General features: G+C 67.0%; 14 protein-coding genes and 2 tRNA genes. 8 read left to right on the top strand and 8 right to left on the bottom strand.

The genetic code is table 11. The features are described 5' to 3' along the window. On the top strand, positions 1 to 510 hold a 510-nt coding region (locus PKE72_RS07165; protein WP_271164711.1), incomplete at its 5' end, for an energy transducer TonB. A gap of 17 nt (positions 511 to 527) precedes the next feature. Here the strand turns inward: PKE72_RS07165 and PKE72_RS07160 are convergent. The 4 genes from PKE72_RS07160 to PKE72_RS07145 all read right to left on the bottom strand — a co-directional run bounded on the left by PKE72_RS07160 (position 528) and on the right by PKE72_RS07145 (position 3,924). Continuing rightward, positions 528 to 1,385 (bottom strand): ABC-2 transporter permease, encoded by an 858-nt coding sequence (locus PKE72_RS07160; protein ID WP_271164710.1) that lies wholly within the window; start codon positions 1,383 to 1,385, stop codon positions 528 to 530. Continuing rightward, positions 1,375 to 2,301 (bottom strand): ABC transporter ATP-binding protein, encoded by a 927-nt coding sequence (locus PKE72_RS07155; RefSeq protein WP_271164709.1) that lies wholly within the window; start codon positions 2,299 to 2,301, stop codon positions 1,375 to 1,377. Before PKE72_RS07155 ends, PKE72_RS07160 begins: the two co-directional genes overlap by 11 nt. A gap of 162 nt (positions 2,302 to 2,463) precedes the next feature. Beyond that, positions 2,464 to 3,309 carry an ABC transporter six-transmembrane domain-containing protein gene (locus PKE72_RS07150; RefSeq protein WP_271164708.1) on the bottom strand — a complete coding sequence of 282 codons (846 nt, stop codon included), beginning with the start codon at positions 3,307 to 3,309 and terminating at the stop codon, positions 2,464 to 2,466. Between the two features lie 3 nt (positions 3,310 to 3,312). Further along, positions 3,313 to 3,924: a TIGR02466 family protein gene (locus tag PKE72_RS07145; RefSeq protein WP_271164707.1), complete on the bottom strand. Its 612-nt coding sequence runs from the start codon at positions 3,922 to 3,924 to the stop codon at positions 3,313 to 3,315. Positions 3,925 to 4,154: 230 nt separating this feature from the next. Here PKE72_RS07145 and PKE72_RS07140 point away from each other — a divergent pair, with 230 nt between their 5' ends. Beyond that, a complete protein-coding gene (locus tag PKE72_RS07140; RefSeq protein WP_271164706.1) occupies positions 4,155 to 6,119 on the top strand; it encodes an acetyl/propionyl/methylcrotonyl-CoA carboxylase subunit alpha in 1,965 nt (654 codons plus the stop codon). On the opposite strand, the gene PKE72_RS07135 is transcribed toward PKE72_RS07140, so the two are convergent. After that, entirely contained in the window at positions 6,116 to 6,406 is a 291-nt protein-coding gene (locus PKE72_RS07135; protein ID WP_271164705.1) for a putative quinol monooxygenase, read from the bottom strand. The two genes, PKE72_RS07140 and PKE72_RS07135, sit on opposite strands and share 4 nt — an antisense overlap. 102 nt (positions 6,407 to 6,508) lie before the next feature. Here PKE72_RS07135 and PKE72_RS07130 point away from each other — a divergent pair, with 102 nt between their 5' ends. The 3 genes from PKE72_RS07130 to metG all read left to right on the top strand — a co-directional run bounded on the left by PKE72_RS07130 (position 6,509) and on the right by metG (position 10,079). Next, positions 6,509 to 6,907, top strand: coding sequence for a DUF1489 family protein (locus PKE72_RS07130; RefSeq protein WP_271164704.1), 399 nt, complete (start codon positions 6,509 to 6,511; stop codon positions 6,905 to 6,907). A gap of 64 nt (positions 6,908 to 6,971) precedes the next feature. Continuing rightward, complete coding sequence (locus PKE72_RS07125) at positions 6,972 to 8,318, top strand: MATE family efflux transporter (protein WP_271164703.1); 1,347 nt, start codon at positions 6,972 to 6,974, stop codon at positions 8,316 to 8,318. A gap of 54 nt (positions 8,319 to 8,372) precedes the next feature. Beyond that, the gene (gene metG / locus PKE72_RS07120) at positions 8,373 to 10,079 is read left to right on the top strand and encodes a methionine--tRNA ligase (RefSeq protein ID WP_271164702.1); all 1,707 of its coding nucleotides are present in this window, start codon (positions 8,373 to 8,375) and stop codon (positions 10,077 to 10,079) included. A 36-nt stretch (positions 10,080 to 10,115) separates the two neighbouring features. On the opposite strand, the gene PKE72_RS07115 is transcribed toward metG, so the two are convergent. The 3 genes from PKE72_RS07115 to rlmB are packed head-to-tail and all read right to left on the bottom strand — an operon-like array spanning position 10,116 to position 12,170. Further along, positions 10,116 to 10,448: a rhodanese-like domain-containing protein gene (locus tag PKE72_RS07115; RefSeq protein ID WP_271164701.1), complete on the bottom strand. Its 333-nt coding sequence runs from the start codon at positions 10,446 to 10,448 to the stop codon at positions 10,116 to 10,118. Beyond that, positions 10,445 to 11,254 (bottom strand): YjbE family putative metal transport protein, encoded by an 810-nt coding sequence (locus PKE72_RS07110; protein ID WP_271164700.1) that lies wholly within the window; start codon positions 11,252 to 11,254, stop codon positions 10,445 to 10,447. Before PKE72_RS07110 ends, PKE72_RS07115 begins: the two co-directional genes overlap by 4 nt. A gap of 31 nt (positions 11,255 to 11,285) precedes the next feature. Beyond that, positions 11,286 to 12,170, bottom strand: a complete 885-nt coding sequence (rlmB, locus tag PKE72_RS07105) for a 23S rRNA (guanosine(2251)-2'-O)-methyltransferase RlmB (protein WP_271164699.1) — start codon at positions 12,168 to 12,170, stop codon at positions 11,286 to 11,288. A gap of 148 nt (positions 12,171 to 12,318) precedes the next feature. Here rlmB and PKE72_RS07100 point away from each other — a divergent pair. The 3 genes from PKE72_RS07100 to PKE72_RS07090 form a co-directional block, all read left to right on the top strand. Next, positions 12,319 to 12,402, top strand: a tRNA-Tyr gene (locus tag PKE72_RS07100). Between the two features lie 81 nt (positions 12,403 to 12,483). Then, positions 12,484 to 12,557 (top strand) — tRNA-Gly (locus PKE72_RS07095). 52 nt (positions 12,558 to 12,609) lie between these two features. Then, positions 12,610 to 12,860, top strand: a 251-nt coding sequence (locus tag PKE72_RS07090; protein ID WP_271163909.1) for a GTP-binding protein, incomplete at its 3' end; no start/stop codon positions are given.

Below are 12,860 nucleotides of genomic sequence, written 5' to 3'. Positions count from 1 at the left end.
GCCCCCGTTCCAGCGGCGGACCCCATCGTGTGGCGGCCGCAGGAGGTCAAGGTGGCGGCGGCGCCGACGCCCGCGCGTCCCATTGCCGCCGAGAGCGCGCCTCCGCCGCCGTCGGCGGGACGCTCAGCCGACGCCCCACCCAGTGCGGTCGCGGCGCCGTCCAAGCCCGCTCCGCCTGCCGGCGGAACCGTGAACGCCCCCGTGTCGCTGAGCGGCGCTCAAGGCGACGCCTACGGCGCCCGTGTTCGCGCCCATCTGGAGGCGCACAAGATCTACCCGCGCGGAGCCAAGCGACTGCGCCAGACGGGTGCGGTTACGGTGCGGTTCGTCATTGACCGGGAGGGGCGGGTGATCTCGTCTCGCCTCGTCGCGGCCTCGGGCGTACCGGCTTTGGATGAAGAGGCGCTGGCGATGCTGGCGCGGGCCAGCCCGGTGCCGCGTCCCCCGGCGGGCGTGCCGGGGGCGCGGATCGAGATGCGGACGCCGGTCGAGTTTTCGCTGGAGAACTGACCGGCGTCCGCAGACGACTATTCCTTGGACAGATCCTGGCGTTGGAACCAGGCGGTAGACGCCGCGACCGGCACGACGCACCACAGGACCAAGCTGGTGATCGCCTTGGCAACCACGCCATCCGGCAGGGGCATGGGGCCGGGGGACACCGCCGCCTTCAGCGTGTCATAGGCCAGGCCGGGCATGAGCAACTGGGAGGCCCAGTCTGCGGGCGACCACCCGAGAATGGGCATCAGCGGTCCTCCGAGGATCGTCTGGACGAAACCCAGGGCCCAGGGCACGAACAGGGCGGCCAGAAGCGACCGGCTGACCACCGCCGCCAGAAGGGCGATGAGGCCGTACTGGACGATGCGGATATAGGACAGCAGCCAGGTGAGCAGGAACTCGACCAATTTGAAGTCGGTCAGGTCGAAGCTCATCGGCCGACCGGTCACGAGGGCCTGGGAGATGAAATAGATGAAGGCGGCGACCAGGGTCGTCAGCATGGCGATCATGGCCAGGGCCTTCATCACCCCGATCTTGCCCAGTAGGAGCCACGGACGGCCGTTGCGGGCGCTGATCAGACGCCAGGTCTCCCAGCGATAGTCGCCGGCATAGACCGCCGCCGCCGCCAGCAGCATGAAGACCAGCAGCACGCCGTTGGCGCCGTTGCCGGCCGCAAAGCCGAAGGCCTCGGCCAGATTGACCGGCTGATTCCCCAGCTCGACCGGCAGATTGGCCTTGGCCGCCAGGGCGTCGCCCTTGGCCTTGGTCATGAGCAGATAGATCAAGCCGCCGACGATGATGAGAAGGGGCGTCAGCAGGACGCTGCAGAAGATCGCGGTGCGATTCCGCGAGATGCGATAGGCTTCGGATTTCAGTGCATCAACCAGCATGGTCGGTCCCCTTCGCAGGCGTGCCCTGCACGCCGGTCCAGCCGGTCTCGCTCATGAAGACGTCTTCCAGATCGGCGCCGATCCAGCTGGCCTCTTCGATATCGACCCCGGCCTCGACCAGGGCGCGGATCGTCGCCGCCGCTTCGGTGCGCGGCACGTTGGCCACCAGAACGTCCCCGTCCAGCGTCGCACGGTCGCCCAGCACCGCCATGGCCTTGGCCAGGGGGGTGACCGACAAGCGCAAGCGTTCGCCCGATGCCGTCAGGTCCGAGACCCGCCCTTCGGTGATCACCTTGCCCTTGTTGAAGATGGCGACGCGGTCGCAGACGCGCTCGACCTCCTGCAACTGGTGGCTGGCCAGGATGACCGTGACGCCGTCGTCGTCGGCCAGGCTGCGGATCAGGGCCCGCATCTCCTGGATGCCGGGCGGATCCATGCCGCTGGTGGGTTCATCCAGAATGACCAGATCCGGCTTGGTCATCAGGGCCGCCGCCACGCCCAGCCGTTGCAGCATGCCGACCGAAAAGCCGCGCACCCGGCGGTCCGCCGCCTCGGTCAGGCCGACCCGCTTCAGCCAGGCCTCGATATCCGCAGTCGCCACGCCGCCGTGGGCGTGGCCCAGCCAGACCAGGACCTGACGCGCGGTCATGAAGGGCGGGAAGCGGGGCGTCTCGATCATCGAGCCCATCCGCCGCGTCGCCGCCGGATCGCCGATCCGGCCCCCCATGACCGTGGCCTCGCCCTCGGTCGGGCGGATCAGCCCCAACAGGGTGCGGAACAGGGTCGACTTGCCGGCGCCATTGGGGCCGAGGATGCCATAGACCCCGCCGCGCGGGATCGACAGGGTCAGGCCGTCCAGGGCCTTCACCGTGCCATAGGTCTTGGTGAGGCCGCGGATTTCGATGACGGTTTCCATGAGGCGAGCTTGGCGTGAGAACGCGGTTCCCACAAGGCTGCGTGCGGTCGTCGCGGATTAAGTTTCCGCAATGGTTCAATGTCGCTTCGGCGTTCGTCTAAGGTCGTTTGCCGGCTCGCGCGTAGACGGGCTCAGGTCCGTCCGGAAGGCGAGGGCGCTCGGTCATTCCGACGTCGCGGCCTGGCTCATGCGCCGGTCTAGATCCTTCAGCTTGGCGATCTGCTGAACAGTGGCGGGGACCTGATCCAGGGCGATGACGAACCGCCAGACGTAGGAAAAGATCGCATAGACGGCGCCCGCCTGGACGGCGTCGCCGAGCGACAGCCGCCAAAGTGCGGCGCCGATCAGGACGATGACGCTGAGCTCCATCAGGCCGAAGGCGCGGGCCTCGGAATCCGAGAGACGGATTCGCCACTGCGCCACGGCCTCGAAATGGCGGCGTACGGTCGTCGGTCGACCCCGCCCGAGCAGGGCGACCTCGCGTTCCAACCGGTCGTTCAGCCCGCGGTTCAGGGCGACGGCGCGTTTCCCAAGCCCCATGTTGACGATGGTCAGGGGGAGGATCAGACCCAGGCAGATGAGGCCGACGACATGATCCAGCGAGATCAGCACCGCCATCGCCGTGATCAGGCCGATGGCTGAGGTTAAGGCGCCGGGGACGTCCTTTTCCAGGAAGTCCACGTACTCACGAGAAAGGATGGCGCGGGCGGTGATCAAGCTGGGCGGGAGGCCATCGGCATGGGCGCGTTCGACAAACCGGCCGGCGAGGTCGGCATAGACGCGGGTGAAGACGCGGGTGTCGTACATCTTCGCCGCGACCTCGAGCGCCATCATCAGAAGATGCCAGGCCCCTAAGGCTATGATCGGCCGGAAGTCGCCGCGCAGCACGCCGTCGATGGCGAAGGCGGTGATCAGCGGATAGAGCTGGCCTGACAAATGCGCCAGCGAAGTCAGACCGTAGGCCGAACCCAGCGAGGCGGCATGGCTGCGGGCGAGACCGAGGATCATCGCTCAGGCGTAGTTGAAACTGATCGAGATACGGTCTGATTTCGCCTGGTTGGTCGGGACCTCGTGCCGCAGCCAGCTTTCCCACATCAGGATCGTGCCGGCCTGGGGCCTTAGATAGACGAAGGGGCGTTCGGCCTCGGGGGCGTCGTCGGTCACGCCGGGGCGGGCCATCATGAAGGGCAGGCGGGGGTCTTCCAGCTTCAGCGACGAGGCGCCGTCCGGGACGTCGATATAGACGGTGCCCGACAGATAGGCGTGGGGGTGGATATGGCCGGTGTGGCCGCCGCCCGGCTTGAGGATGTTGACCCACAGATTGTCGAGGCGCGGCTTGCGCGCCAGATCGAAGTTCAGGGCCTCAGCATAGGCCAGGGCGTGGCGGTCGAGGTGACGCTTCAGATCGGCGAACTCGGGGAAGCGCTGGGGCAAGTCGTTCAGCGAGGCGTAGGAGGTGTAGCCGCGATAGGCGTTGTCGCGGCACCAACGACGGCCGGCCGCGTCCTCCTCGGCCATCATGCGGACGACGTCGATCAACTGTTCATTGAGGTCGGTCCAGCCACGGCTGTCGGCGAGAGAGGCCTCATAGACCTGGGTGACGAAGAGGGGGCGCAGGGACATGGGGGAGGGGATAGCGGATGGCGGCGGAAACTTCACCTCCCTGTTCGCGAAGGCGAACGGGGAGGACCGGCGGCCACGGGTCGCCAGGAGGGGGCGAAGGGGTGGTGAAGGCGCAGGTCTGTCAGAGACCGAGTCGCCCCCTCCTGATCGCTACGCGATCTGTCCTCCCCGTCGGCCTTCGCCGACGGGGAGGTGAAGACACAGCCGCCGCGTCTCGCTAAGACTTCGGCATGTTCAAGTCCGTCCTTGTCGCCAATCGCGGCGAAATCGCCTGTCGCGTCTTCCGTACCGCCAAGCGGATGGGAATACGCACCGTCGCCGTCTATTCCGAAGCCGACGTCAGGGCTTTGCACGTGCGCGAAGCGGACGAGGCGGTGCTGATCGGCCCGGCGGCGGCGCGCGAATCCTATCTGGATGGGGCCAAGGTGCTGGCTGCGGCAAGGGCGACGGGGGCCGAGGCGATCCACCCTGGCTATGGCTTCCTGAGCGAGAACGCTGAGTTCGCCGAGGCGGTGGCGGCGGCGGGCTTGATCTGGATCGGACCCGACCCCGCGTCGATCCGGGCTATGGGCCTGAAGGACGCGGCCAAGGCGCTGATGATCGAGGCCGGGGTGCCGGTAACGCCGGGCTATCAGGGCGCGGACCAGTCGGAAGAGACCCTGACGGCCGAGGCGGCGCGGATCGGCTATCCGGTGCTGATCAAGGCGGTCGCGGGCGGCGGCGGCAAGGGGATGAAGCGGGTGGACGACCCGTCCGACTTCGCCGCCGGCCTGGCCAGCGCCCGGCGCGAGGCGGCGGCGGCCTTCGGCGACGACCGGGTGCTGATCGAACGCTACATCACCCGGCCGCGCCATATCGAGGTGCAGGTGTTCGGGGACCGGCACGGCGATGTCGTGCACCTGTATGAGCGGGACTGTTCCCTGCAACGCCGCCACCAGAAGGTGATCGAAGAGGCGCCGGCGCCGGGCATGAGCGAGGCCGTGCGGGCCGCCGTGACGGGCGCGGCGATCAAGGCGGCCAAGGCGGTCAACTATGTCGGGGCCGGGACCATCGAGTTCATCGCCGACGCCTCGGACGGGCTGAAGGCGGACGGGATCTGGTTCATGGAGATGAACACCCGGCTGCAGGTCGAGCACCCGGTGACCGAGAGCGTGACCGGCGTCGATCTGGTCGAATGGCAGTTCCGGGTCGCGGCGGGCGAGCCCCTGCCGCTGAAACAGGACGACATCAAGCTGAACGGCTGGGCCATGGAGGCGCGCCTCTACGCCGAGGATCCGGCCAACGGCTTCCTGCCGTCGATCGGGCGGCTGGAGCATTTCGTCATGCCCGAAGGAATCCGCGTCGATACCGGCGTGGAACAGGGCGGCGAGGTCAGCCAGTTCTACGACCCGATGATCGCCAAGCTGATCGTGCATGAAGACACGCGCGAGGCGGCGGCGGCGCGTCTGGCTGTGGCGGCGGGCGAGGTCGAGGTCTGGCCGGTCAAGACCAATGCGGGCTTCCTGAAACGCTGCCTGGACCATCTGCGCTTTGTGGCGGGGGACGTGGATACGGGGTTCATTGCGGCGGAAGAAGCGGCGTTGCAGCCGGTTGAGAGCGCCGAGGCGACCCTGGCGGCCCTGACTTTGATCGCGGAAGCAGCGGCGGAGACGGTCGAGACCCGCGCCGATCCCTTCAGCCCCTGGGGCGGCCAGCCGCGCCTGTCTTACGGGGTGCGGCTGAACGCGTCCGCCCGGACGACGGTTTGGGCTCAGATCGATGGGCAGGGCGTGTCGGGCGACGTCGCGCCGGTCGAGACGGGCTGGCGCGGGGCGAGCGGGCTGACCGCCCAGGTCGGTTTCGATCAGGTTCAGGCCGGGGACCGGCTGTTCGGCTATCAGCCGGTCGAGGACGGCTTCGTCCTGTTCATCGACGGTGAGGCGCGGCGGGTGACGCCCTATCGCGCGGCGACGGTCGGCGGGACGGGCGCTGTCTCGGACGGCTCCCTCCGCGCCCCCATGCCCGGCAAGATCGTCGCCACCCCGGTCAAGGCCGGCGACGCCGTGACTAAGGGCCAGCCGGTCGTGGTGCTGGAGGCGATGAAGATGGAACACGCCCTGACCGCACCCTTCGACGGTGTGGTCGAAAGCGTGGCGACCGTCGGGGATCAGGTGGTGGAGGCGGCCGTTCTGGCGGTGGTGAAGGCGGCGGACTAAAGCCCGAGACCGCCCAGCGGTCGCGTCTGGATCGAATCGTCCATCTTGGCCATCAAGCCGTAGATCGGACGCCAGGCGCCGCTTTCGCGCAGACCTTCGCTCCACGACTGATGGGTCGGTTGATCGACCCAGACTTCCGTGACCCAGAGGATGTCGTCGTCGGCCAGATCGTGCGCGACGATATAGGAATGACAGCCATGTTTTCTGACGGCGGGGTCCATCAGCAGAAGCGCAAGTTCGTCGCGGCGGCCAGGGTACGCCGTTAGACGTGTGATCAATCCGTACATACTGGTCCCGTGGCGTCTGGTGGAGCGACGCGCACGATCACCGATAACGTTCACAGATTAAAGAATGTGGCCAAGGCGTCTAAGGGAGACTACGTGGGCGCCATGCCGCTTCACATGATCAAACTGGGCGTCGGGGTGCCGGACGTCGAATGGCTGGAGACTCGCGTCGCCAAGGGCGGGCCCTTGGTCGTTCATACGCGCATGACGCCGAAGCGAGCGCCGGAGATCGAGGACGGCGGATCGCTGTACTGGGTGGTGAAGGGCGTGATCGTCTGCCGCCAGCCCGTTTTGGACATCGCCACCTTGGGCGAGGGTAAGCAGAGCCGCTGCGAAATCACCCTTGCGCCCCAGGTGATCCGCACCGCCCCGATGGCGCGTCGGCCCTTCCAGGGCTGGCGTTATTTCGAGCCCAAGGACGCGCCGGCGGACCTGGCCGAACTGGATGCGGGAGAGGCGCCGGAGGAACTGGTGCGGCAGCTTCGCGAACTGGGCGCCTGGTAGCCCCAAACTCCCACAGTTTTTGGGAGTTGACCCGGACCCGCGCGCATGGCCTGTGCCGCCTCCGATGATCGCGCTCAGCTCCCAGACCCGTTCCGCCTTCCACGACCTGCTGCACCTGGCCTGGCCGGTCATCCTGGCGCGGATCGGCATCATGACCATGGGTCTGACCGACGCCATAGTGGTGGGCAACTTCTCCAGCCGGGAACTAGCCTTCCACTCCCTGGCCTGGGCGCCGACCTCGATCGTGGTGACGACGGCGGTCGGCCTGATGCTGGGCGTGCAGGTGATGACGGCGCGGATGCTGGGCGAAGGGCGTCGGCACGCGGTCGGCTCGGTGCTGCGCCGGGGCCTGACCTATTCGCTGCAGATTGGGGTCGTCTCGATGATCGCCCTGATCGCCATCGGCCCCTGGGGCCTGGGCAAGCTGGGGCTGGAGGACGGACTGGCCGAAGGGGCAGGGCCGGCTCTGGTGGTCTTCGCCCTGTCCATGCCCTTCTATCTGATCTCCGTGACGGGGCAGTTCTTCCTTGAGGCTCTGGGGCGGCCCAAGCCGGGGATGGTCGCCATGTGGGTGGCGAACGGGGTCAATCTGGCGCTGAACATCGTGCTGGTGCCCGATCTGCTGGGCCTCGGCTTCGACGGGGCCTTCGCCTCGGCCTGGGCGACGTTCGGGGCGCGGGCGGCGCTGGCCATCTTCCTGGTGGTCTATATTCTGCGCCTGCCAGAGGCGCGGTCGCTGGGCATATTCGACAAGCCCGAGCGTGATCCCAAGGCGGCGCGTGAACAGGTCAAGGTCGGGCTGGGCGCGGGCGCGTCGTATTTCATCGAGGTCGGGGCGTTTTCGGGATTCACCTTCTTCGCAGGCCAGATCGGCACGGCGGAGACGGCGGCCTGGGCTGTGGTGCTGAATGTCTCGGCCATCGTCTTCATGCTGCCCATGGGCTTGTCGTCGGCGACGGCGGTGCTGGTGGGGCGCAGCTATGGCGCGGGGGATAGCCGCGGGGTCTTGCGGGCCGGGCTGGTGGGGCTCGGGGTGGTGATGGCCTTGACCCTGATGGTCGCTCTGATCGTCTGGCCCAGCGCGCATCTGATCGTCGGGGCCTATAACCGCGATCCGGCCCTGCTGGCCATCGCCGCGCCGGCCCTGGTTCTGGCGACCCTGTTCTTCGTCGCGGACGGAATCCAGGTCGTGGCGGCCCAGGCGAACCGGGCGGCGGGCGATGTCTGGTGGCCCACCATCATGCATTTCGCCGCCTATGGCGCCGTGATGATGCCGCTAGGCTGGGTGCTGGCGCACCGGATGGGAATCGACGGCCTAGTCTGGGCGGTGGTGATCGCCAGCCTGGCGTCCTCGACTCTGTTGACGGGGCGTTTCATCCGTATTGCGCGCCGTCTGCCGCAAGGCGTTTGAGGAAACGGCCTCGCCGCTCTATATCCCTGCGCTTCCCCGAACTCCTGGACGATCATGGCCCGCATCCTCATCACCTCGGCGCTGCCCTACATCAACGGCATCAAGCACCTGGGGAATCTGGCGGGCTCGATGTTGCCGGCCGACGTCTGGGCGCGGTTCAAGCGGGCCCAGGGTCATGAGGTCCTCTATATCTGCGCTACCGACGAGCACGGCACCCCGGCCGAGCTCGCCGCCGCCGCCGCCGGCCAGGACGTGCGGACCTATTGCGATGAACAGCACGAGATCCAGAAGGCCGCCGGTCAGGCCTTCGGCCTGAGCTATGACTGGTTCGGCCGGTCGTCCAACCCGCAGAACCATCGCCTGACCCAGCATTTCGCCGAGGCGCTGGAGAAGAACGGCCTGATCGAGGAGCGGTTGGATCGGATGATCTATTCGATCGACGACGCGCGCTTTCTGCCCGACCGCTATGTCGAGGGGACCTGCCCGCACTGCGGCCATGTCGGCGCGCGCGGCGACCAGTGCGACAACTGCGGACGCTTGCTCGACCCGACCGATCTGATCGATCCCTATTCGTCGGTGTCAGGCTCCAAGAACCTTGAGGTGCGCGACACCCGCCACCTCTATCTGTTGCAGACCAAGATCGAGCCCCAGATCCGGGCCTGGGTCGACGGCAAGACCGGCTGGCAGGTGCTGGCCAAGTCCATCGCCTACAAGCATCTGGACGAGGGGTTGATCGACCGGGGCATCACCCGCGACCTGGCCTGGGGCGTGCCGGTGCTGAAGGACGGCTTCCCGCGCCCCGGCATGGAGGACAAGGTCTTCTACGTCTGGTTCGACGCCCCTATCGAATATATCGCCGCGACCGAGGAGTGGGCCGAGGCGACCGGTGGTTCGTGGCGCGATTGGTGGCGTCTGGACGAAGGGGCCGAGGACGTCCGCTATGTCCAGTTCATGGGCAAGGACAATGTCGCCTTCCACACCGTGTCCTTCCCGGCGACCATCATCGGCTCGGGCGAACCGTGGAAGACCGTGGACCAGCTGAAGGCCTTCAACTGGCTGAACTGGTACGGCGGCAAGTTCTCGACCAGCCAGAAGCGCGGCGTCTTCATGGACCAGGCGCTGGAGTTGCTGCCGGCGGACTACTGGCGCTGGCGCTTGACGGCCTACGGGCCGGAGCACGCGGATTCGGCCTTCACCTGGGAAGATTTCCAGGCCTCGACCAACAAGGACCTGGCCGATGTGCTGGGCAATTTCGTCAACCGGATCGTCAAGTTCGCCGAGTCGAAGTTCGACGGCGTGGTGCCTGAGGGCGGCGAGGCCGGACCGGTCGAGATCCAGCTGGAAGCCGACATCAAGGCCGGCATTGCCGAGGCGACCGAACAGTTCGAGGCCATGGAGTTCCGCAAGGCGGCCCAGGCCCTGCGCGCCGTCTGGGTGCTGGGCAACGAATATCTTCAGGTCGCGGCGCCGTGGACGGCGCTGAAGACCGATCGCGACCGCGCGGCGGTGGGCGTGCGGACCGGTCTGAATCTGGTGGCCTTGTTCGCGCGGCTCGCCGCGCCGATCCTGCCTTTCTCGGCCGAGAAGATCGCGGCTTCGGTCGGCGCGACCGACCTGAGCTGGCCGGGCGCCGACGAGGCTGTGCTGAACCGCCTGGCCGTCGGTCAGACGGTGGCCGCTCAAGGCGTACTGTTCGCCAAGATCGAGGACGCCCAAGTGGCGGAATGGTCCGAACGGTTCGGCGGGGCGGAGCACACCTGATTCATCCAACATCCCGCAGGGGAGGCGGGATGAAAACTACTCCGCGACCACCACCGGCAAACCTGCCGCATGCCAGTCCTGGATGCCGCCGGTCAGGTTGAACAGGGGCTGGCCTTCAGGGCCGGTGGGGCCGACGAAGGCGCAGACCTGATGACTGCGGCCGCCCTTCAGACACATGACGATGATCTTCCGATCAGCCGGCAGGTCCAGCGCCTCCCAGGCGGCGGGCATCTGGCTGAGCGGGGCCAGGATCGCGCCGTCGATTCGGGCGGCGGCGAACTCGTCAGGCTCGCGCACGTCAATCAGGATCGCCTCGCCTGATTGCAGCCAGACGGCGGCTTCCTCGACCGTGACGGCGGCGACCGTCATGCTGCGGGCGCCGTCGGTTCGGCGGGAGCCGGGGTTGGGCTGGTCTCGGTGCGCTTCTGGCCCAAGTGTTTGGCGGCCTCCTCGGGACTGATCTCGATGAAGGCCGGGGCCGAGGCGTTGAACTCATCCATATTGCCGGTGCGGACCACCACCTGACGGGCTCCGTCCCAGATCATGTGGATGGCGACATACAGGACCACGACCAGACCGACGTAACCGATCCAGCGATAACGGTGCAGCAGCTTGGCGATGTAGGTGGCGGCCAGGCCCATCAGGGCGATCGACAGGATCAGGCCGAAGACCATGATCCAAGGATGGTCGTGGGCGGCGCCGGCGACAGCCAGCACATTGTCCAGCGACATGGTGATGTCGGCGATCATGATCTGAAGCAGGGCGGCGCCGAACGACTTGCGCTTGATCCCCAGTTCTTCGGGCGAGGGTCCCTTGCCGTGCTCGATGCTCAGGGCGAGCTCGAGCTCCTTTTCGGCCTCGGCCTGGTCGTGGGTGCGCTGCTCCTGCAGTTCGCGCCACATCTTCCAGCAGACCCACAGCAGCAATAGCCCGCCGGCGAGCAGCAGACCGACCAGGGCCAGCAACTGGACCGTGATCAGGGCGAAGCCGATGCGCATGACGACGGCGGCGGCCAGGCCGATCAGAATGGCCTTCTTGCGCTGTTCCTGGGGCAGGGCGGCGGCGGCCAGGCCCACAGCGACGGCGTTGTCGCCGGCGAGGACCAGATCCATCAGCAGGACTTGGCCAAGCGCCGTGGCCTGGCTTGCGAGTTCGGGAGAAGAGAGGAATTCCATGTCCGCTCCTTAACGCCGGTGCGACCGTCTGTCAGCCGCGTTGCGCGCGCGCCGCTTCATAAAGTGCGACGGCGGCGGCGTTGGACACGTTCAGGCTTTCGAATCCGCCCGGCATGGGGATTTTGGCCAGGACGTCGCAGTGTTCGGCGACCAGTCGCCGGATGCCGTCGCCCTCGGATCCCATAACCAGAACGGTCGGCTGGCGGTCCAAGGCCTCTTCAAGCGTCTGTTCGCCCGTTCCGTCCAGACCCACGGCGCGCCAGCCCAGATCCGCCAGCCGTTCCAATGCGCGCGACAGATTCGTCACCCGGGCGTGGGGCAGGCGTTCGGTGGCGCCGACGGCCGCCTTGGCCAGGGCGCCGGCCAGGGCGGGGGCGTGGCGGTCCTGCACGATGATTCCGCGCGCGCCGAAGGCCAGGGCCGAGCGGAAGATGGCGCCGACGTTCTGCGGGTCCGTCAGTTGGTCCAGCATGACGATGACGCCCTGAGCCGGTTCAGCCAATTCCTCCAGCGACACGCCTTCCAGCGGCTGGACCTTGAAGGCCAGGCCCTGGTGGACGGCGCCGGCGGGCAGCATCCGGTTCAGGGCGACGGCGTCCACGACCTCGATCTTGTGGCCATGGGCCAATTTGCCCTCTTCGATCTCTGCGGCGCGATCCGGCGTGGCCAGAAGACGGCCCATGCCTCGACGCGCGGGATTCGCCAGCGCAGCCAAAACCGGGTGACGCCCCCAGAGAAAATTATCGGCGTCCGCCTTGCCCCGATCAGGCGAACGGGGCGGACGGGGCGCGTCCTCGCGTCCGGAAAACCCTTGCGCCACGGGCTTTTGGCCCTTTTCGCGGGGCCCGGAAGCCCGGCCTCCAAAGATTGGTTTTTTACCGCTTTTACGGTCGTTGCGTTCTGTTTTCGACGACACTATAAGACGCCCTCCGATTTGGAGCCCCAAGGGCTTTCGGGTCTGGGCGCCCCCTCTATCCTAGAGGAGGCGACAAGCCGAAGGCTTTTGTTTCGTCCCGCTTGATTAAGGGCGGAACGAGGGGTCCATCGGTTCGACAAGGCGCGCTGGGGGAATGTCCCGAGTGGCAAAGGGGGGGGACTGTAAATCCCCTGCGTAAGCTTCGAAGGTTCGAGTCCTTCTTCCCCCACCACGCGCCTTATCGGATACGATGGATCAGGACGACGGAGAGGAACCGGCTGCGGCGTTCCCAAAGAACTTCCGCAGTCTCCGCGCGGGTATAGCACAATGGTAGTGCAGCAGCCTTCCAAGCTGAGGATGTCGGTTCGATCCCGTCTACCCGCTCCAGGTTTTTTGATCAGCATCGCGCCCCTCAACCCGGGCCATCAGGAGTTTGGCCATGGCCAAGGAAAAGTTCGAACGCACGAAGCCGCACTGCAACATCGGCACGATCGGTCACGTTGACCATGGCAAAACGACGCTGACGGCGGCGATCACGATGACGCTGGCCAAGGCCGGCGGCGCGAAGGCGATGGCCTATGCGGACATCGATGCTGCGCCGGAAGAAAAGGCTCGCGGCATCACGATCAACACCGCGCACGTGGAATATGAGACGGCCAACCGTCACTATGCGCACGTCGACTGCCCCGG

The sequence above is a fragment of the Brevundimonas intermedia genome, from assembly GCF_027922165.1.
Lineage (GTDB): Bacteria > Pseudomonadota > Alphaproteobacteria > Caulobacterales > Caulobacteraceae > Brevundimonas > Brevundimonas intermedia.
This window is presented reverse-complemented; position numbering and strand designations above follow the sequence as displayed.

Bases quoted from the DNA above. Each gene is read 5' to 3' on its own strand.
- PKE72_RS07135 (WP_271164705.1), bottom strand. From the start codon at position 6,406: ATGTACGGATTGATCACACGTCTAACGGCGTACCCTGGCCGCCGCGAC.
- PKE72_RS07115 (WP_271164701.1), bottom strand. From the start codon at position 10,448: ATGACGGTCGCCGCCGTCACGGTCGAGGAAGCCGCCGTCTGGCTGCAA.
- PKE72_RS07110 (WP_271164700.1), bottom strand. From the start codon at position 11,254: ATGGAATTCCTCTCTTCTCCCGAACTCGCAAGCCAGGCCACGGCGCTT.
- PKE72_RS07160 (WP_271164710.1), bottom strand. From the start codon at position 1,385: ATGCTGGTTGATGCACTGAAATCCGAAGCCTATCGCATCTCGCGGAAT.
- PKE72_RS07130 (WP_271164704.1), top strand. From the start codon at position 6,509: ATGCCGCTTCACATGATCAAACTGGGCGTCGGGGTGCCGGACGTCGAA.
- metG (WP_271164702.1), top strand. From the start codon at position 8,373: ATGGCCCGCATCCTCATCACCTCGGCGCTGCCCTACATCAACGGCATC.
- PKE72_RS07155 (WP_271164709.1), bottom strand. From the start codon at position 2,301: ATGGAAACCGTCATCGAAATCCGCGGCCTCACCAAGACCTATGGCACG.
- PKE72_RS07140 (WP_271164706.1), top strand. From the start codon at position 4,155: ATGTTCAAGTCCGTCCTTGTCGCCAATCGCGGCGAAATCGCCTGTCGC.
- PKE72_RS07150 (WP_271164708.1), bottom strand. From the start codon at position 3,309: ATGATCCTCGGTCTCGCCCGCAGCCATGCCGCCTCGCTGGGTTCGGCC.
- PKE72_RS07145 (WP_271164707.1), bottom strand. From the start codon at position 3,924: ATGTCCCTGCGCCCCCTCTTCGTCACCCAGGTCTATGAGGCCTCTCTC.
- PKE72_RS07125 (WP_271164703.1), top strand. From the start codon at position 6,972: ATGATCGCGCTCAGCTCCCAGACCCGTTCCGCCTTCCACGACCTGCTG.